This window comes from Vibrio sp. E14 (genome assembly GCF_020515785.1).
Lineage (GTDB): Bacteria > Pseudomonadota > Gammaproteobacteria > Enterobacterales > Vibrionaceae > Vibrio > Vibrio diabolicus.
Genome location: NZ_JAHPJI010000005.1, coordinates 295,533 through 314,378 on the forward strand (window position 1 = coordinate 295,533; position 18,846 = coordinate 314,378).

At 46.0% G+C, this 18,846-nt stretch carries 15 protein-coding genes; 5 read left to right on the forward strand and 10 right to left on the reverse strand.

Annotation, left to right across the window (positions count from 1 at the left end; genetic code table 11):
* Positions 1–123: 123 nt before the first annotated feature.
* The 10 genes from LIX84_RS15885 to LIX84_RS15930 form a co-directional block, all read right to left on the reverse strand.
* Positions 124–1,569, reverse strand: a complete 1,446-nt coding sequence (locus LIX84_RS15885) for a bifunctional NUDIX hydrolase/phosphatase PAP2 family protein (protein ID WP_226421711.1) — start codon at positions 1,567–1,569, stop codon at positions 124–126.
* A gap of 388 nt (positions 1,570–1,957) precedes the next feature.
* Entirely contained in the window at positions 1,958–3,289 is a 1,332-nt protein-coding gene (locus LIX84_RS15890) for a trypsin-like serine protease (protein ID WP_226421712.1), read from the reverse strand.
* Positions 3,290–3,483: 194 nt separating this feature from the next.
* Entirely contained in the window at positions 3,484–3,960 is a 477-nt protein-coding gene (locus LIX84_RS15895) for a GNAT family N-acetyltransferase (RefSeq protein ID WP_046874942.1), read from the reverse strand.
* Between the two features lie 190 nt (positions 3,961–4,150).
* Entirely contained in the window at positions 4,151–6,028 is a 1,878-nt protein-coding gene (locus LIX84_RS15900; RefSeq protein ID WP_170903342.1) for a propionyl-CoA synthetase, read from the reverse strand.
* 57 nt (positions 6,029–6,085) lie between these two features.
* The gene (gene prpF / locus LIX84_RS15905; protein ID WP_170903343.1) at positions 6,086–7,282 is read right to left on the reverse strand and encodes a 2-methylaconitate cis-trans isomerase PrpF; all 1,197 of its coding nucleotides are present in this window, start codon (positions 7,280–7,282) and stop codon (positions 6,086–6,088) included.
* A gap of 9 nt (positions 7,283–7,291) precedes the next feature.
* Positions 7,292–9,883: a Fe/S-dependent 2-methylisocitrate dehydratase AcnD gene (gene acnD / locus LIX84_RS15910; protein WP_226421713.1), complete on the reverse strand. Its 2,592-nt coding sequence runs from the start codon at positions 9,881–9,883 to the stop codon at positions 7,292–7,294.
* Positions 9,884–10,039: 156 nt separating this feature from the next.
* Complete coding sequence (gene prpC / locus LIX84_RS15915) at positions 10,040–11,182, reverse strand: bifunctional 2-methylcitrate synthase/citrate synthase (protein ID WP_226421714.1); 1,143 nt, start codon at positions 11,180–11,182, stop codon at positions 10,040–10,042.
* 130 nt (positions 11,183–11,312) lie between these two features.
* A complete protein-coding gene (gene prpB, locus LIX84_RS15920; RefSeq protein WP_005395068.1) occupies positions 11,313–12,209 on the reverse strand; it encodes a methylisocitrate lyase in 897 nt (298 codons plus the stop codon).
* 12 nt (positions 12,210–12,221) lie between these two features.
* Complete coding sequence (locus tag LIX84_RS15925; protein ID WP_005395069.1) at positions 12,222–12,935, reverse strand: GntR family transcriptional regulator; 714 nt, start codon at positions 12,933–12,935, stop codon at positions 12,222–12,224.
* A gap of 265 nt (positions 12,936–13,200) precedes the next feature.
* A complete protein-coding gene (locus LIX84_RS15930; protein WP_085343805.1) occupies positions 13,201–13,599 on the reverse strand; it encodes a GFA family protein in 399 nt (132 codons plus the stop codon).
* Positions 13,600–13,858: 259 nt separating this feature from the next.
* On the opposite strand from LIX84_RS15930, the gene LIX84_RS15935 reads away from it, so the two are divergent.
* The 5 genes from LIX84_RS15935 (at position 13,859) to LIX84_RS15955 (ending at position 18,755) form a co-directional block, all read left to right on the forward strand.
* Complete coding sequence (locus tag LIX84_RS15935) at positions 13,859–14,830, forward strand: tripartite tricarboxylate transporter substrate binding protein (protein WP_005395072.1); 972 nt, start codon at positions 13,859–13,861, stop codon at positions 14,828–14,830.
* Positions 14,831–15,069: 239 nt separating this feature from the next.
* On the forward strand, positions 15,070–15,564 hold the full coding sequence (locus tag LIX84_RS15940) for a tripartite tricarboxylate transporter TctB family protein (protein WP_168187800.1): 495 nt from the start codon (positions 15,070–15,072) through the stop codon (positions 15,562–15,564).
* A gap of 19 nt (positions 15,565–15,583) precedes the next feature.
* A complete protein-coding gene (locus LIX84_RS15945) occupies positions 15,584–17,110 on the forward strand; it encodes a tripartite tricarboxylate transporter permease (RefSeq protein ID WP_048626439.1) in 1,527 nt (508 codons plus the stop codon).
* Positions 17,111–17,387: 277 nt separating this feature from the next.
* Entirely contained in the window at positions 17,388–17,903 is a 516-nt protein-coding gene (locus tag LIX84_RS15950; protein WP_182019351.1) for an adenylate kinase, read from the forward strand.
* Between the two features lie 81 nt (positions 17,904–17,984).
* Positions 17,985–18,755: a sulfite exporter TauE/SafE family protein gene (locus tag LIX84_RS15955; RefSeq protein WP_005395076.1), complete on the forward strand. Its 771-nt coding sequence runs from the start codon at positions 17,985–17,987 to the stop codon at positions 18,753–18,755.
* Positions 18,756–18,846 lie beyond the last annotated feature (91 nt).

Genomic DNA, 18,846 nt, shown 5'->3' on the forward strand with positions numbered 1-18,846 from the left:
CTCAGCCATGGCGTCAGATATACGCAAAGCCACATTGTTGAGCTACTCAACATACAAAAAAGCCTTGCTGTAAAGCAAGGCTTTCTTTTTACTCGTATGCCTGAGAAAGAAAACATACAACCATCAATCTAGCACTGTTTCTCTCTGTTGTTTTTCATGAATCAGCTTTCTTGCAAGCAAGATAAACAGCAACATCAACAATGGATAATGCAACGTCGACAATACCAATGACCACAAACCACTAAACGAGACAACAGAGCTTGAGTACAAATAAAGTTGCTCAACGAATACCAACGCAAGCGTTACAAAAATCATCTGACGAGAATCCAAATGCACTTTTGACTCTCTAAACGTCATAACCAATGCTGATGCCGTAATTAAAATAGCCAACCAACGACCAAACACAGGTAATGGCCAGATAACAGAGATGACCGCCGTTACCGCAGTCATAATGAACCAGACGCCTTTTGAGCTCAGCACTTGATCAACATTCACGTCTTGATTTGTTTCCAATCGCAGAACATGCCAGGCCACCAAGCTTCCTAACAGCGCACCAAACAACATATCTAAGAAAAAGGCGCTACCAAGGAAAAACTTACATAACATAATAGTAAGCGTGATGAGCATCATAACAGCGGTCGTACCATTCAAACCGAAATAATGTGTTCTCTGAAATAAAAAGGTTAAAACACAAAACCAAACGGCAATAGGCAAACTTGGAAAACTAAATCCAAAGCTGTGTGTTAACTCCATCATTGGTATATAGACATGCGGGCGAGGAAGCGCAAAGCCCTGTTGAGCTACAAGTACCATCAGGGACGTCGCGCTAATAGCGAAAAAGAGTCGGAATACAAATCGACTGCCAAACCGCATCATTACTAACGGAAATAGAAAAAGCAGTATCGTAGGTTCTGTCAGTTCTATAACAAGATTTGAGATCTGATTCGCTACCTCGAAACTCGTTTCTGATAAAGCCCCTACCCAGCTTTGTAAGTCTTTCATCCACCTCAATTCAATCTGACGAAATGAAGGCGCGGATTCGATCAGCTGAGTCACATAAGATGCGGACTGCTGAGTAGCTTGTTCAAAAAACTGAATGGCTTGTGGCCATTGAGCGGGATAGCGGTACAAAAATGATGGCAGCTCGGATGGTCCAAGTAACATTGCAGATGCGATTTCTACTCCGTAGTGAGGAGCAAACCAAATAGGTAACTCATTCCCACCTAAGGAATTGTTCATCGAAAAAGCAATAACCTCAGAATCTGATATGCAATCGTAATAAACCGCGGTGTCTGTTCTGCCAAGTTCCTCCCCAACCGTGACCACTAAACCCGTTTCTTCCCACGTTTCTCTTTGCGCAGCAACTTTGGGAGATTCTCCATCAATAATTGTCCCACCAGGTAGAGAAATCTTATCCGTCAATATTTCATGAACTAGCACTAACTTGTCGTCAGCACGAACAACGCAGAGCGCCCCTTTTACTTCGCTCGCGGCAGCTTTAGCCGTAGAGATTGGTGAAACAGGTAACAAAATAAAACAAAGGATGAGTAATAACAGCTGTCTCAACACAAAATATGACCTTAAGTAAACATTATGATAACCAATGAATAATGGCAGTTAATCTTATCTTTTTCGATAAAAATTAAGTAACGAGTTATGCCAAACAACGTTGATCGAATAAAGCATGATCTTGAAGCTCATTGGAGAGTAATTTAATGCAAACCTGACAAAAATCAGACAAAACATGAAATGTTGATCGCAATTCTGCCAGTTATATGAAGGTAGCGTCAGGATAAAGTCATACACATTTTATGGGTTCTCAAAGTTGGAACAATAAAAAAGGGCTTATTATTCGAAAACAATAAACCCTGCTTATGATAACTATGCGCTGCTCGTTGAAACCAAGAATGAATTCTACCTCAAGTCACCAACGAATCAGCTTTTGAATGCTTGATGGTTAGTTAGACTTGCAATGTGCGTCGCGAACTTCTTGCCAAACACCCCAAGGTCCAGAGTCTGCTGGGTTATCGCCTTGAGTCCACCACTGCGCCTGCCACACTTTGCCATTCCAAGTAACGTTATCCCCTTTGAGATACACCGTACTCGCTTGCCATTCTGCTGCGCAGTTATCTGTTGGAGGCGTTGTCACTGTTTTCGCTTGAGCCGACACTAGCGCCTGATATTGTGTACTGGTCTTATCAACGTTGAAGTTCAAAGCAACTCTTGCTTCTCCCGCCTGAGCTGCTCCAAATTCGACATCGACACGACAGCTTGCATTCATTGCTAACGTCGCCTGAGAACACTGATCATTTGCAATAACGGCAGCATCAGCAACGCCAGAAGCAAACGCGCGAACGTTTTCTACAGTGAACGTCGTGTTACCTGAATTTTTGATAACAAAACTATGTTGCTGCAACTCGCCAACATTAAATGATGCCAATGTCTGTTCGGTGGTATACCCAACAGAAACATTCTCTTTCGGAGGTGTAGTCGTGCCAATGACACCATTAACAAAATTGCGCATGGCGGCGATATCGCTATAAACACCATACATACCCGGACGAGCACAACCTATCCCCCAACTGACCACACCAAGTTGAGTAATTACGCCACCACGATTAATAACGATTGGGCCACCGCTATCTCCCTGACAGGAATCTATCCCACCTTGAGGAATTCCCGCGCAGAAAGACACCTCTCCAACGGTTGTGTAATTACCACCGGCTTGACGACAAGTAGTGTCCGACACGAGCGGAACGTCAACTTCTTGCAATCGAGATGGAGAGCTTCCTCCTTCAGAGGTTCTCCCTAAACCTGCGACTGTAAGCCAATCTCCGATGCTGGCGTATTGCGTTAGACTGCCATCGGCAATTTCAACCGCAGCAACACCTTGAGGTACAGAGTCCAACTTTAATACTGCGAGATCGTGAGAAAGCGTTGCTCGGCGATATGCCGGGTGCATGTGGATTTCACTCACGTTAGCTCGAACACCGTCAGTGCCATTGTAAACGACGCCACCAATTTTAACCGCAATCTGATTCGGTGAATCACCCTCGACACAGTGTGCCGCAGTCAGGACGTAGCCATTCCCAATATAACTGGCACCACAATATGATCGGTTACCATAACGGCTAACAATTTGGGTGTAGAATCTCCACTCACTAGGATCAGCAGTGATGCCGCCTACGATCTGGGGTTGTATAGTGTGATTTTGTGTCTGTGACAAATCATCAGCACTTGCGAACATTGGCAAAACAGCCAACGCAAGTAACGATTTTGTTAGTTTCAAAATATTGTCCTCTTGTTTTTGTAAGCACGATCCTCGTGCTACTAATAAACAAGCAGACAAAAACGCCAATACCAATGTGGGCGCATATTAATTTACTAACATTGCGAGCAACTTATAGAGAAAAGTCTATTGACGAACTGAATGATTTCAATTCGCTAGAATGTGTATCACAATATTAAAGTTAAGCATGGCCATTAGCTCAACGGCTTTCTTAGATAGTGAATATGGTGTGCAAACCCTTGTTTTTCATACAAAGAGATTGCACCCTGGTTAAAGTGCCATACTTCAACAAACATCTGTTTTGCACCGTAATCAGAGAACGTTGACTCAATTTTGTTAATCAATGCCTGAGCCGTGCCTTGTTTCCGAAACTCAGGTAACACATAGAGCTCATCCACACTTCCCATCATAACCGGCTGACTGACGGTAGAAACAAGTTCACAGAAATGACCAGAGATAAAACCAATAATTTCATCTCCTTGTTTTGCTACATAAACAAGACATTCAGGATCATCAATGTATCGAGCAATACTTTTTTCTTGCTCTATCTCCTCTGCAGTTTTGAACAGCTCAGGAGATTGAAGATGATGCTCATCATGCAGCTCAAACATAAGGTCGTTGAGCGACTCAAGGTCGCTAAAACACGCAGATTTAATTACAAACGTGGTCATACAAAGGGTCACTAAAAATTGAATGGCTGTAGTTTGTGAGGAAAATGCTGTATTGGCAAGTCACAAAATTGCCTGCACGAGACGTTTACGCGATCTACAAGCAAAAAAGCCCCTGCACTTAATAAACGTACAGAGGCAGAACCAACCTACAGAGTTCGAGGATCAGGGGTTAGTTAGAATTGAGTTTTAATTAGCGTCTTAACACTCGTTCAATTTCGTTCAAGCTACTTGGGTCATCAATCGTTGACGGAACGGTGTATTTTTCACCATCGGCTATTTGACGTATGGTTCGGCGCAGAATTTTACCCGAACGTGTTTTCGGTAAGCGATCCACAACCAATGCATGCTTAAAGCAGGCAACCGCACCGATCTCACTACGTACCTTGCCAACAAGCTCACCTTCAAGATCAAGCTCGTCCACTTTTACGCCGTCTTTCAGTACCACAAAGCCAAGTGGGAGTTGCCCTTTCAGATCATCGTGAATACCCACCACTGCACATTCCGCAATCGCCGGATGACCACCGACAATTTCTTCCATTTCGCCTGTCGATAAACGATGCCCCGCGACATTAATCACGTCATCAATACGTCCCATAATGAACAGGTAACCGTCTTCATCCAAATAGCCACCATCACCTGACACATAGTAGCCAGGGAATTGGCTGAGGTAACCGGTTTCAAAACGGTCATGGTTACGCCAAACCGTTGGCAGACAACTCGGTGGCAACGGACGTTTTAATGCGACAAAACCTTGTTGGTTAGGCCCGACCGACTCTCCAAGTTCATTCAGAATCTCGACCTGATAACCCGGAATTGGCTTCGTCGAAGAACCCGCTTTAACTGGCATCATTTCAACACCTGTTGGGTTGCCCGCGATAGCCCAACCCGTTTCCGTTTGCCACCAGTGGTCAATAACGGGTTTGTCTGCTTTGCTCTGAACCCATTCCAGTGTTGGAGGGTCAAGGCGTTCTCCTGCCATAAAGATGGTTTTCAATTTAGAGAGATCATACTGTTTTAAAAACTCACCTTCTGGGTCTTCTTTCTTGATCGCACGGAACGCTGTCGGGGCAGAGAACAACGCATCTACTTTGTATTCGTCACACACTCGCCAGAATGCGCCAGGGTCCGGTGTTCGGACGGGCTTACCTTCGAATAGGATTGTTGTGCAACCGTGAATCAGTGGAGCGTAAACAATGTAAGAGTGCCCTACTACCCAGCCAACATCAGATGCCGCCCAAAATACGCCATCTTGAGGAATGTTGTAGATTGCGCTCATGGAGTACTTCATCGCGACGGCATGGCCACCGTTGTCACGCACAACGCCTTTTGGCTTACCTGTCGTACCCGACGTATAAAGAATGTAGAGTGGATCGGTTGCTAACACCGGAACACAACCGTGTGGCAACGCTTGGTTGTACTCTTGCTGCCAATCCAGATCTCTTTCTTGGTTTAGATCGGCTTCGCACTCAGGACGCTGGAATATAAATACTTTTTCAGGCTTCCATCGGCTGTCCATAATGGCCTTGTCTACCATTGGCTTATATGGAATAACTTTGTTGATCTCAATCCCACACGACGCCGTCATGATGACTTTCGGCTCTGCATCTTCAATTCGTACAGCAAGCTCATTAGGTGCAAAACCACCAAATACAACGGAGTGAATCGCCCCCAAACGCGCGCAGGCTAGCATCGCCATTGCGGCTTCTGGAATCATCGGCATGTAAATAACGACTCGGTCGCCTTTTTCAACGCCTTGGGCAGACAGCATGCCGGCAATTTTTGCCACTTGGTCACGCAGGTTACTATAGGTATACGTGGTTTTATTGCCGGTTACTGGCGAGTCATAAATGAGTGCCGTATTATCACCCCGTCCTTGCTCGCAATGGTAATCCAATGCTAACCAGCACGTATTCATTACTCCATCTGGGAACCAACGTTCGATGCCGTTCTCATCAGATTTCAAGATGGTTTTAGGAGATTCGAACCAATCGATATTCTCCGCTTGAGCGCGCCAAAAACTCTCCGGTTCATTCTTCGCCCATAAATATTCTTTTTCGTATGAAGACATATTGCTTCCTCCAGTATGTCCTGACATTGCTCTCGTTCTATTCAAAGACCGTTCTTTTCACTCAAAGACATCAGAGGGTACACGCACAAATCCCTCCATTAGTATTCTCGCACTTCGGCTCATGATGGCTTTTTGTACCACCCAGCCCTGTTCAGCTTGCTTCGCTTGTGCTCCAACTTTTAACGCTCCTGACGGGTGGCCAAAAGTCACTGACTCTTTTTCGCCTCCACCAGCAGCCAAATTGACTAATGTTCCCGGTACACAGGCCGCCGAAGCAATCGCAACGGCTGCGGTTCCCATCATTGCATGGTGAAGTTTGCCCATCGACAACGCACGAACCAACACATCAATTTCCGACTCATTTACCGCTTTACCGCTTGAGGACTGGTAACTTTTCGGCTTGGATACAAACGCGATTTTTGGTGTGTGCTGGCGTGTTTGAGCTTCTTCAAGTTCAGAGATCAGCCCCATTTTTAATGCGCCATGTGCACGGATGGATTCGAACATCGCTAATGCTGTGTCATCGTTGTTGATATCGTCTTGCAGCTCGGTGCCCTGATATCCAATCGATTCAGCATCAATAAAAATGGTTGGTATGCCCGCGTTAATAAAGGTCGCGTTGAACGTACCCACATCCGGCACCACTAAATCATCAACTAAGTTGCCTGTTGGGAACATGCTGCCTTCCCCATCTGCCGGGTCAACAAAGTCCACCTGAATCTCTGCTGCTGGGAACGTCACACCGTCGAGCTCAAACTCTCCGGTTTCTTGCACGAATCCGTTCACAATCGGCACATGCACCAAGATAGTTTTGCTGATGTTCACCTGCCAGACACGCACCGTCACAATGCCATTTTCTGGAATACGATCTTGCAGGATCAGGCCAGCATGGATAGCAAAAGGCCCGATAGCGGCAGACAAGTTACCGCAGTTCCCACTCCAATCCACAAATGGCTTATCAATGGATACTTGTCCGAACAAGTAGTCAACATCGTGGTCGTTACGGCTGCTGCGCGAAACAATCACCGTTTTACTGGTACTTGACGTCGCGCCGCCCATGCCGTCGATTTGTTTAGCGTAAGGATCCGGACTGCCAATAACACGCAACAAAAGTTTGTCACGCGCTTCCCCCGCCACTTGCGCCTCTGGTGGCAAATCTTCAAGGTTGAAAAAGACACCTTTACTCGTGCCGCCACGCATGTACGTCGCCGGCACTTTGATTTGGCTCATTTGATTCGGAGTTTTGCTTTCCATAACCGCTCCTTATTGCGCCAAGAAATCTTGCGCGAAACGCTGCAAAACACCGCCTGCGTTGTACACGTGAACTTCGTCAGCGGTGTCTAGGCGGCAGGTAACCTGAACATCGACTTTGTCGCCGTTGCTACGCGTAATAACCAAGGCTAGATCAGCGCCCGGTTTAATCTCACCAACTACGTCGTAAAGTTCCGTCCCGTCCAGTTCTAGCGTATTGCGGTTTACACCTGGCTTGAATTGCAATGGCAGCACGCCCATGCCAACCAAGTTAGTGCGGTGAATACGCTCAAAGCCTTCGGCAACGATGGCTTCTACGCCCGCCAATCGAACGCCTTTTGCTGCCCAGTCACGAGATGAACCCTGACCGTAATCCGCACCAGCCACCACGATCAGTGGTTGTTTACGATTCATGTAGGTTTCAATCGCTTCCCACATTCGAACCACTTTGCCTTCTGGTTCGATTCGCGCCAGAGACCCCTGCACCACTTCACCGTTCTCTTTCACCATTTCGTTAAATAGTTTCGGGTTAGCAAAGGTCGCACGTTGCGCCGTTAAGTGATCGCCACGGTGAGTCGCATAAGAGTTGAAGTCCTCTTCCGGAACGCCCATTTTGGCAAGGTATTCACCCGCCGCACTGCTCGCCATGATCGCGTTGGATGGTGACAGGTGGTCAGTCGTGATGTTGTCGCCCAGAATCGCTAATGGACGCATGCCAGACAGTGTTCTTTCACCCGCCAGCGCACCTTCCCAGTAAGGTGGACGGCGAATGTAGGTACTCATCGGACGCCAGTCGTAAAGCGGACTAGAGCTTTTCTCTGCGTCATCCAGCTTAAACATCTGAATGTAAACTTGGTTAAACTGCTCTGGCTTAACGTGTTTGCCGACCACAACATCGATCTCTTCGTCGCTTGGCCACAAATCATTTAAGTAAATTGGTTTACCGTTTTGGTCAGTACCCAGAGCATCGCGCTCGATATCAAAACGAATGGTACCTGCTAGCGCATAAGCGACAACCAATGGTGGTGATGCAAGGAAAGCTTGTTTTGCGTAAGGATGGATTCGGCCATCGAAGTTGCGGTTACCAGACAGAACGGCTGTCGCATATAAATCGCGATCAATGATCTCTTGCTGGATTTTTGGATCCAACGCGCCACTCATGCCGTTACAAGTGGTACATGCGTAACCGACGATACCAAAGCCAAGCTTTTCTAACTCTGGTAATAGGCCCGCTTCTTCCAGGTACAAGCGGGCAACTTTAGAACCCGGAGCAAAAGACGATTTCACCCAAGGTTTGCGTACAAGGCCGAGCTCATTGGCTTTCTTCGCTACAAGACCAGCCGCAACCACGTTTCTTGGGTTACTGGTGTTTGTACATGATGTGATAGCTGCAATGATAACTGCACCATCTGGTAACTCGCCTTCTTTCTCTTCCCAAGCACCAGAAATACCACGTTGTGCCAATTCAGAAGTTGGCAAACGGCGGTGCGGGTTTGAAGGACCAGCCATGTTACGGCTGACTGATGACAAATCGAACTCAAGTACGCGCTCATAAACGGCAGTATCTAGATCGTCAGCCCAAAGACCAGTTTGTTTTGCGTATTTTTCTACTAAAGCAACTTGCTCTTCATCTCGACCAGTTAGTTTCAAGTAATTGATGGTCTGCTCATCAATATAAAACATGCCAGCTGTCGCGCCGTATTCTGGTGTCATATTTGAAATAGTTGCGCGGTCTCCGATCGTTAGATCGCGTGCACCTTCACCAAAGAATTCAAGATATGAAGAGACCACACGCTCGTTACGTAGGAACTCAGTAATCGCGAGGACAATATCCGTTGCGGTAATGCCTGGTTGACGTTTCCCCGTTAGTTTTACACCGACAATATCAGGTAGACGCATCATTGATGGTCGGCCAAGCATTACGGTTTCAGCTTCCAGACCACCAACACCGATCGCGATAACGCCCAATGCATCAACGTGCGGCGTGTGACTGTCCGTACCCACACAGGTATCTGGGTAGGCAATACCCTGCTTCGCTTGCACCACAGGAGACATTTTCTCCAAGTTGATTTGGTGCATAATGCCGTTACCCGCAGGAATCACGCTTACGTTTTCAAACGCTGTTTTACACCACTCGATAAAGTGGAATCGGTCTTCATTACGACGTTCTTCAATCGCGCGGTTTTTGTCGAAGGCATCAGGTTCAAAGCCCGCATGCTCAACCGCTAAAGAATGGTCAACGATCAATTGAGTCTCAACCACAGGGTTCACTTTTGCAGGATCGCCACCCTGATCCGAAATAGCATCGCGCAGACCCGCTAAATCGACTAGAGCGGTCTGACCAAGAATGTCATGACAAACAACGCGTGCTGGATACCAAGGAAAATCAAGATCACGCTTACGTTCAATTAACTGTTTTAGGCTATCCGTCAATGTGTTCGGTTCACAGCGACGGACCAGTTGCTCGGCTAGCACGCGGGAGGTATAAGGGAGTTTTTCATAGGCTCCAGGAGAAATGGCATTGACGGCTTCGCGTGCATCAAAGTAATCCAGTTGAGTTCCCGGAAGCGGCTTACGATATTGGGTATTAATATTTGTGTTCATGGTTTGCTTCCATTCAGTCTGTACATCTTGCCTTCATCAACGTTTTTCCATTGCTCCAGAAACATCGTGATGAGAGGGACTCCTTCCTCTGTCAGAGAGAGGTACAAAGGAAGGAGGTGGTCAATCAAAGCGTATGTGCCCTAATTGACCTTCGCGCTAGCGATTCTCGATAGGTACCCATTCTTGATGGTCTGGGCCCGTGTAATCAGCACTTGGGCGAATAATGCGGTTATTGGCACGTTGCTCATAAACGTGTGCCGCCCAGCCCGTTAAACGACTCATCACAAAAATTGGTGTGAACAGCTTGGTTGGAATGTCCATGAAGTGGTAAGCCGATGCATGGAAGAAGTCCGCATTACAGAACAGACCTTTCTCTCGCTTCATCACTGACTCTACACGCTCAGAAACAGCATATAGATGTGTATCACTGACTTGCTGTGACAGCTCTTTCGACCAGCGCTTAATCAACGCGTTGCGAGGATCACTTTCGCGATAGATAGCATGGCCAAAGCCCATGATCTTGTCTTTGTTGGCCAGCATTTTCATGATGTTCGCTTCCGCCTCGTCTGGCGTTTGCCAATCTTCAATCATTTCCATCGCTGCTTCGTTTGCGCCGCCATGAAGTGGCCCGCGAAGCGTACCGATTGCTGCTGTGATACAAGAATGAATGTCTGACAACGTTGATGCACAAACACGCGCTGCAAAAGTTGATGCGTTGAATTCATGCTCAGCGTAAAGGATTAAGGAACAGTGCATCACTTGCTTGTGTAGCGCTGATGGCTCTTTATCTGTAAGCAATCGCAAGAAGTAACCGCCGATGCAGTCTTCGGTTTGATCTTCCGTATCGATACGAACGCCATCGTGACTAAAACGATACCAGTAGCAGATGATAGCAGGGAAAAGCGCTAGCATACGTTCCGTCGAATGCAATTGCTCATCAAAGCTCATTTCTTGCTCTAGGTTTCCTAACACAGAACAACCAGTACGCATCACATCCATTGGATGGGCAGTAGCAGGAATAAGCTCTAACGCTTGCTTAAGCTCAGCTGGTAAGCCGCGAAGGTTTAAGAGATGTGTCTTGTACTCATCCAGTTCTTTCTGAGTTGGCAAGTGACCGCGTAACAGAAGATGTGCAACTTCTTCAAATTGAGCATTATTGGCAAGGTCAGTAATATCGTAACCTCGATAAGTCAGACCGGTCCCCGTTTTTCCGACAGTACATAAAGCTGTGCTTCCAGCGCTTTGACCGCGTAGGCCTGCACCACCTAACTCTGCTTTTTTTTCTGCAGTTTGAGACATTGTTTGAACTCCTTTTCTGTCTGGCTTTGCCCTCTTTGGAGCGTTTTTTAGCCAGACGAATTTCACGTTATTGAATTAGATAAATTCCGATTATCTTTTCTTGGGCTTCCGTCTATCTTTTCTTTTCCCGCTATTTTCCTTCAGAGAATAGCTGGTCAAGTTTGTCTTCGTAATCGTGGTAGTTCAGGTGCTGATACAACTCTTTGCGTGTTTGCATTGAATCAACCAAAGCTTCCTGATTGCCCACTTCTAGCAAATGCTTGTAAACCGTTTCAGCGGCTTTGTTCATCGCACGGAACGCACTTAATGGGTAAAGCACCATATCGACTTTCGCTTTTGCAAGCTCGTCGCAGCCGTACAGTGGCGTTGCGCCGAACTCGGTAATATTCGCCAGAATAGGAACGTGCTTTCCAGTTGCTTGCTCAAGTGCGTTTGAGAACTGAAGGTACTGATCCAGCTTGGTCATTGCTTCTGGGAAGATCATATCTGCGCCAGCTTCCACACAGGCAATCGCACGCTCAATTGCACTGTCCATACCTTCAACAGCTAGCGCGTCAGTACGAGCCATAATCACAAAGCTTTCATCATTTCGTGCGTCAACCGCGGCTTTTACGCGATCAACCATCTCTTGCTGGCTCACAATTGCTTTGTTCGGACGATGCCCACAACGTTTCTGTGCGACTTGGTCTTCCATATGAACCGCAGCAGCCCCCGCCTTTTCCATTGCTTTGATCGTGCGAGCAATATTAAATGCGCCTCCAAAACCAGTGTCGATATCAACCAATAGCGGTAAATCACACGCGTTAGTGATGCGGTCAACATCGACCAGTACGTCGTTCAATGTTGTAATACCGAGATCCGGCAATCCGTATGACGCGTTTGCAATACCGCCGCCAGACAAATAAATCGCTTGATGCCCCAAATTTTTCGCCATCATGGCGCAGTAAGGGTTAATGGTGCCAACAATTTGCAGCGGATTGTTTTGTTCAATAGCGAGTCTGAACTTCGCTCCCGGTGTTAAGCTCATGACGAATTCCTTCTAGTCTTTGTCTAAACTTTCTGTATGTATAATTTGCGATTGGATGAGCTTTCGACTTCCTGAGATGTGTCTTCTCATCAGCATTTCTGCAAGCTCTTCATCGCGATTACGGATGGCTTCCAGAATGAATTTGTGTTCAGTCAGCGCTTCATTTGGACGAGATTGCGCGCGCGGTGACTGATAGCGATACATGCGTAACAAGTGGTAAAGCTCGTCGCACAGCAGAGAAATCAGCTTGCTGTTTCGGCTTGCTTGGATGATACGATAGTGAAAATCAAAATCTCCATGCTGATGGAAGTAAGAGGCTCCCTCCACTTGATCGATGTGCTTAGAATGTGTCGACAATAGCATTTCCAAGCTCAAGAGCTCTTCTTGCGTAATATGTCGCGCTGCTAACCTTGCCGCCATACCTTCTAGCGCTTCGCGAACCGCATAGAGTTCTATCAGCTTTTCTGGAGAAAAAGTGGTCACTCTAGCCCCGACATGAGGAATACGTTCAATGAGCCCTAGCCCCTCTAAACGCATTAATGCTTCACGCAAAGGGCCGCGGCTGACTTGATATTTCTTCGCCAGTTCAGGCTCCGAGATTTTATGACCAGGCTTAACATCGCCATTCACAATGACTTCAATCAGTGTTTCTGTCAGTGTTTCTGACTTGGTGTGTTCTTTCTCAGAACCCAGTACTTTATAACGAGTTTTCAACTCAGAGTTCATACTCAGATACTCACGTTACCGACATCAAAATGTCTACAATTTCTTAACCTGAATATAAAGTAGTCGATCAAAGTGTCGACAATCAAGTAAATTGTCGACAATTTAGACTAAGGTCGTAATTTAAATCGAAGAAAATCGTCTGTTACGGGCTTAATGGAGGGATAATTGCGAAGGGAAAAATAAATTGTCGACAGCAAAACACCTCTTAACATCATGATATAAAAGAAAAATAATTAAGCTGTCGAACAATTAAGGATACAAAAGGCTATTCTTTAGGTGAAAATTGCTCAAAAACTTGCTGCGATGTCATCTTTTGTGAGGTGGGATTGAGGTCATAATACGCGGGCTTTTCATCGGTAAAGATCTCTAATGAGAGTTTGAAATCTGGATTGTCGAACAAACCAGCGGAGAGAATGTACTCGCCTGTCGGTAACAAATGATAGAAAAGGTTTGTACCGCATTCGCCACAAAAACCTCTCACCGCCCAGTCAGACGATTGATAGCGCTTTGGCTCGGCCCCCTTAAACGTTACGTTAGAACCACAATGCACAGCATGGAGTGCTCCACTCGACCATTTTCGACACATCGAGCAGTGGCATAGACTCACTTCATTCTTAGCATCTGCGATCACTTCAATAGCACCGCACAAACATGTCCCTTTCATTCTCTGTTTCCTTATTCGTTTGATGTCATTCCATTATGACGCAATTGTTAGCACGCACGCGTGATGTGCAACCAATTTTTCAGCGTGAACTTTATGAACAAAATACCCGTTATGCTCAATATTCTCTTTATCGACGTTTTAAAGACATCGATTTAACACTTGATTAACCTTTGATACATCAGCATCCAGTTCGAGTTAAATGCTGAAACAAAAATAAGACTCATCAAAAAATAGAGTCACCAACATAAGGAACGTGAACATGTTAAAGGTAATCAAACCAACGCTCGCCGCATCTATCATCGCAGCTTCATTTTCATTTAACGCTTTTGCTGCTGATGTAGAAAAAATGCATTTCTTGATCCCTGGAGGTGCCGGTGGCGGCTGGGACATGACCGCACGAGGTACAGGTGATGTGCTACTCAAATCAGACATCGTTGAGACGGTATCTTTTCAAAACCTTTCTGGTGGCGGCGGCGGTAAAGCCATTGCGCACTTGATTGAAACGGCAGATCGTCAAGAAGATACACTGATGGTGAATTCAACGCCGATCGTCGTTCGCTCTCTAACAGGTATTTTCCCTCAATCCTTTAGAGATCTCACTCCCGTTGCAGCCACCATTGCGGATTACGGTGCCATCGTAGCCTCTGTTGATTCGCCATACAATTCTTGGGAAGACGTAGTAAAAGCATTTGAATCTAACCCTCGCAAAGTGAAAATCGCGGGTGGCTCTGCTCGTGGTTCTATGGACCACCTCGTCGTTGCCGCCGCATTTAAAGGCGAAGGATTTGATGCGCGTAAAGTGCGTTACATCGCTTACGATGCGGGCGGTAAAGCCATGGCAGCCCTTCTTTCAGGCGAAACTCAACTGCTCTCTACGGGCCTAGGTGAAGTACTGGAGATGTCAAAATCTGGTCAAGTCAAAGTGCTAGCGGTAACTGCACCAAAACGCCTAGAAGCCGCACCAAACATCCCTACGCTAACAGAATATGGTAACGAAACGGTCTTCGCTAACTGGCGTGGATTCTTTGCTGCACCAGGTACTAGCCAAGAAAAGCTGGATGAATGGAATGCAGCATTTACCAAAATGTACAACACTGACGAATGGCAAGTCGTCCGTGACCGCAATGGTTGGATAGACAACTACAAGGCGGACAAAGCGTTCTTCGCGTTCCTTGAAGAGCAAGAGCAGCAAATGGGTGACTTAATGCGCGAGTTAGGCTTCCTAAAGTAACAGTCGAACTGGGTTCCTTAGATTCCAACCTCACCCAATAACGTGGGGTTGGTATTTCCCCAACTGTATTTGCACTCTAAGTTTCACCGTATATGGATATTGTCGACAATCGGCATGCACTCTCCTTTGTTTATATACCCAAAGCAGCTCGACTAGCAGCGAAATGCTTAATTGTTAATGGTTTAGTTTATTCATTAACGTCCATATGCGGTCTTTTTTATTTTTGTTAGGAGTTGAATATGCCTCGTTCAACCAACTTTTTCACCAAAGAATATTTGCTCTGTCGTGACCGTGTCGGCGCAATGATCTTTCTACTCTTCTGTCTTTGCTACGGTTATCAAACCTCGCAAATTCCATTGTTCCCTGGTGATGAATACGAACCGTTCACCGCACGTACTTTGCCAACCATCCTGACTTACGTTGGTGCTGGCCTTTCTCTGTTGTTACTGGCAACAGGACAACCAGATAAACAAAGTGGCGCGGTGCTGACCTTTAATTGGAAGTTACTGATCGCTTTCTTGGTTTTGATGGCGCTTTACGGTGTGGGCCTGACTTACCTAGGCTTTGTTATAGCTACTGGCTTCTTTTTATTGGCTGGCTTTTATCTGCTGGGGGAAAGACGTAAACCCGTTCTGTTCGGCGCGTCGTTTCCATTCGTGATCGCGTTCTATTTATTACTCACTCAAGGTTTGGACATCTATCTCGAACCGGGTTTGATTTTCACCATCTGGTAGTCAAAGAAAGGACTGAATTATGTTAGATGGAATTCTACAAGGTTTATCCACTGCAGTAATGCCAATGAACATCATGATGGTGATCGTTGGTTGCTTCGTCGGTACATTTATCGGCATGTTACCTGGGCTTGGGCCGATCTCAGCCATTGCTTTGATGATCCCAATTACTTATGGCCTAGAGCCCTCTTCTGGCCTTATTTTGATGGCGGGTGTTTATTACGGTGCGGTATTTGGTGGTTCTACATCGTCGATTTTAATTAACGCGCCGGGTTGTTCTTCAACCGTGGTGACAGCATTCGACGGCTACCCGATGGCTCAAAAAGGCCAAGCAGGTAAAGCATTAGCTTTGGCAGCTTATTCTTCTTTCACTGGCGGTACGCTATCTGCCATTATGTTGCTTGTCGCAGCACCAGCATTGGCTAGCGTTTCACTTAGCTTCCAATCGTCGGACTATTTTGCGTTGATGCTGCTTGGGTTATCAGCAGTCGCGGCTTTTGCGGGGAAAGGTCAGGTCATCAAAGCGTGGATGATGACCATTCTTGGTTTGATGCTATCTACAGTTGGAATCGATAAAGGCGTAGGCGTTGAACGCTTTACCTTCGGTTTAACGGATTTAATGGATGGCTTTAGCTTCTTGTTGCTTGCAATGGCGACATTCGCACTGGGTGAGACGCTGATGGGCATTCTTAAACCATCAAAAGACACCAGCGATGAAGAACAGGAAAAGCTGAGTAACATTGGCTCAATGAAAGTGACGAAGGAAGAAATCAAAGACGTTGCGCCTGTTTCAATTCGCTCTTCAATATTAGGTTTCTTCACTGGCGTTCTTCCTGGCGCAGGAGCAACCATTGCGGCTTTTTTAAGCTATGGTATGGAGCGCAACCTCGCACCTAAAGAGAAAAAGGAAGAGTTCGGTAAAGGCAGTATCCGTGGTTTAGTCGCGCCAGAATCAGCGAACAACGCAGCGTCTAGTGGTTCATTTGTTCCACTGCTAACGCTTGGCATTCCAGGTTCTGGTACGACAGCTATTATGCTCGGCGCGCTGATCGCTTACGGTATTCAGCCAGGCCCTCGCCTGTTTGTTGAACATCCAGATGTGTTCTGGTCGGTGATCATTTCCATGTACTTCGGCAACATCGTACTCGTGATCCTGAACTTACCGTTGATTCCGTACATTTCAAAGCTTTTGGCGGTTCCAAGAACGGTACTTCTGCCGATGATTTTATTCTTCTCAATCACCGGAGTTTATTTGGTCTCATTCAATACCATGGATGTGTTCGTGATGCTGATTGTCGCTATGGCTGCCATTGCACTTCGACTCGCTAACTTCCCACTTGCGCCTTTATTGCTTGGTTTCATCCTTGGGGGATTAATGGAAGAGAACTTACGCCGCGCATTAATGATTTCAGACGGCGAATTGAGTTTCCTATGGGAGCGCCCTATTACCCTTACCTTTACTGTTTTGGCCGTATTGGTACTGGCAAGCCCACTAATCGTAAAGCTGATTCAAAAGTTTAAAGCACAACCAGTGAGCGTTGAGCAGTAATAACTGTCTCTTACAACCTTGATAAAGCCATCCATCGCGATGGCTTTTCTTTCTCCTATCAAATCGTTCACTTATTAAGCAAAATAATATTGACAAGTCATCGCCTATATATAAGAGTAGTTGCATGAATACACACTTAGCGCAACTTAACCAACGAATTATCATCATTCCATAGGAATGGTGGGATATTTGATGCGCTCAATATTTATCGAACCCACCCATAGCGGTGGGTTTTCTGTCTCTACCGTATGGGAAATACTCTCTTGGAGGCGGTCACATGCAAAAAGTAGCGGTTTTTGGTAAGCCCGGCAGCGGAAAATCGACGATAAGTAAAGCAATCGCGTCTGCTACCGATCTCCCTCTTCATCAATTAGATTCCATAGTCTATAAACCAAACGGTGAGCCCGTTGAGCGTAACGTTTTTGATGAGGCACATAGCAATATACTTCACTCAGATCGTTGGATTATAGATGGTCTGGGGCCTATCAGCTCCTTTAATGCTCGTTTAGATGCAGCCGATACTCTCGTTTATATTGATCTACCATACTCCGTAAGCTATTGGTTTGTGACGAAACGTCTCCTTAAAGGACTATTTATTAAACCCGAAGGTTGGCCTGATGGCAGTTCGGTATTTAAAGGGACATTACAAAGCTACAAAGTTCTTCAGCAATGCCCTGCATTCTGGAATGATGACTTCATGTCTCGTCTCGAAGGGTACTCTCAAAGTAAAACCGTTCATGTCATCAAAAACGTCACAGAACTGAACAATTTTGTTTTAGAGCGGGTAAAGTAAACTTCATATCAGAACACTAGAGCATGTGGGATGGGCCATCTAAAGCTCTAACAATGAAAAAGAACATAACAAGGATTGTTTATGCTTTTAGAACTAGCGCTTTTATTCGTTGCCGGCGTAGTTGGTGGGATCATTAACTCCATTGCGGGAGGCGGAAGCTTTATTACTTTTCCGGCCCTATTGGCGGTTGGTGTGCCTCCAATTATGGCCAATGCAACAAATACTTATGCTTCATGTGCGGGGTACATTAGCGGAGCCGTTGGCTTCAGAGAAGAGATCATGAAGAACAAACAAGAACTGTTGTTCACAGTCTCATTCAGTTTAGTAGGTGGCGCTGTCGGAGCATATCTGCTGCTCAACACACCAGAGTCGCTATTTTTGGAAGCCATTCCTTGGCTACTCTTGTTTGCCACCGTGCTTTTCCTGACTGGTTCTCGTTTAACAATGCTTATCAAAACTGTCGCGAAAGAGCACAAACACGCAGGAATACTCGGAGCAATCGCTTTGGGTCTATTACTTGTTGGTGTCTCTGCTTACGGTGGTTTTTTCAACGCAGGTTTAGGGGTTATTGTTCTGAGTTATCTGGTAGTAGCGGGTCACCAAGATATTAATTTAATGAACGGTTTGAAATTGCTGGTATCTACGTGTGTTTCACTCATTGCTATCGTGATTTTTGTTGCGAATGGTTCCATTGACTGGCGCACAGGTAGCGTTGTTTTGGTCGGTACGTTGGTGGGTGGTTATCTTGCAGCTCGTGTATCTCGTCAACTTAATCCCAATCATGTTAAAGGGTTTGTTGCTCTTTCTTCTATTCTGATCACTATCTACTTTTTCATTGATGTTTATGCTTAAACAAAGCTTGCACAAGTAGATAACACCCCAACAAAAAACGCCATCGCGAAAGATTAATGCTGATCGCTTAACGATGTTTTTGTGTCATTCC

Bases quoted from the DNA above. Each gene is read 5' to 3' on its own strand.
- LIX84_RS15895 (WP_046874942.1), bottom strand. From the start codon at position 3,960: ATGACCACGTTTGTAATTAAATCTGCGTGTTTTAGCGACCTTGAGTCG.
- LIX84_RS15900 (WP_170903342.1), bottom strand. From the start codon at position 6,028: ATGTCTTCATACGAAAAAGAATATTTATGGGCGAAGAATGAACCGGAG.
- prpF (WP_170903343.1), bottom strand. From the start codon at position 7,282: ATGGAAAGCAAAACTCCGAATCAAATGAGCCAAATCAAAGTGCCGGCG.
- acnD (WP_226421713.1), bottom strand. From the start codon at position 9,883: ATGAACACAAATATTAATACCCAATATCGTAAGCCGCTTCCGGGAACT.
- prpC (WP_226421714.1), bottom strand. From the start codon at position 11,182: ATGTCTCAAACTGCAGAAAAAAAAGCAGAGTTAGGTGGTGCAGGCCTA.
- prpB (WP_005395068.1), bottom strand. From the start codon at position 12,209: ATGAGCTTAACACCGGGAGCGAAGTTCAGACTCGCTATTGAACAAAAC.
- LIX84_RS15925 (WP_005395069.1), bottom strand. From the start codon at position 12,935: ATGAACTCTGAGTTGAAAACTCGTTATAAAGTACTGGGTTCTGAGAAA.
- LIX84_RS15930 (WP_085343805.1), bottom strand. From the start codon at position 13,599: ATGAAAGGGACATGTTTGTGCGGTGCTATTGAAGTGATCGCAGATGCT.
- LIX84_RS15935 (WP_005395072.1), top strand. From the start codon at position 13,859: ATGTTAAAGGTAATCAAACCAACGCTCGCCGCATCTATCATCGCAGCT.
- LIX84_RS15940 (WP_168187800.1), top strand. From the start codon at position 15,070: ATGCCTCGTTCAACCAACTTTTTCACCAAAGAATATTTGCTCTGTCGT.
- LIX84_RS15945 (WP_048626439.1), top strand. From the start codon at position 15,584: ATGTTAGATGGAATTCTACAAGGTTTATCCACTGCAGTAATGCCAATG.
- LIX84_RS15950 (WP_182019351.1), top strand. From the start codon at position 17,388: ATGCAAAAAGTAGCGGTTTTTGGTAAGCCCGGCAGCGGAAAATCGACG.
- LIX84_RS15955 (WP_005395076.1), top strand. From the start codon at position 17,985: ATGCTTTTAGAACTAGCGCTTTTATTCGTTGCCGGCGTAGTTGGTGGG.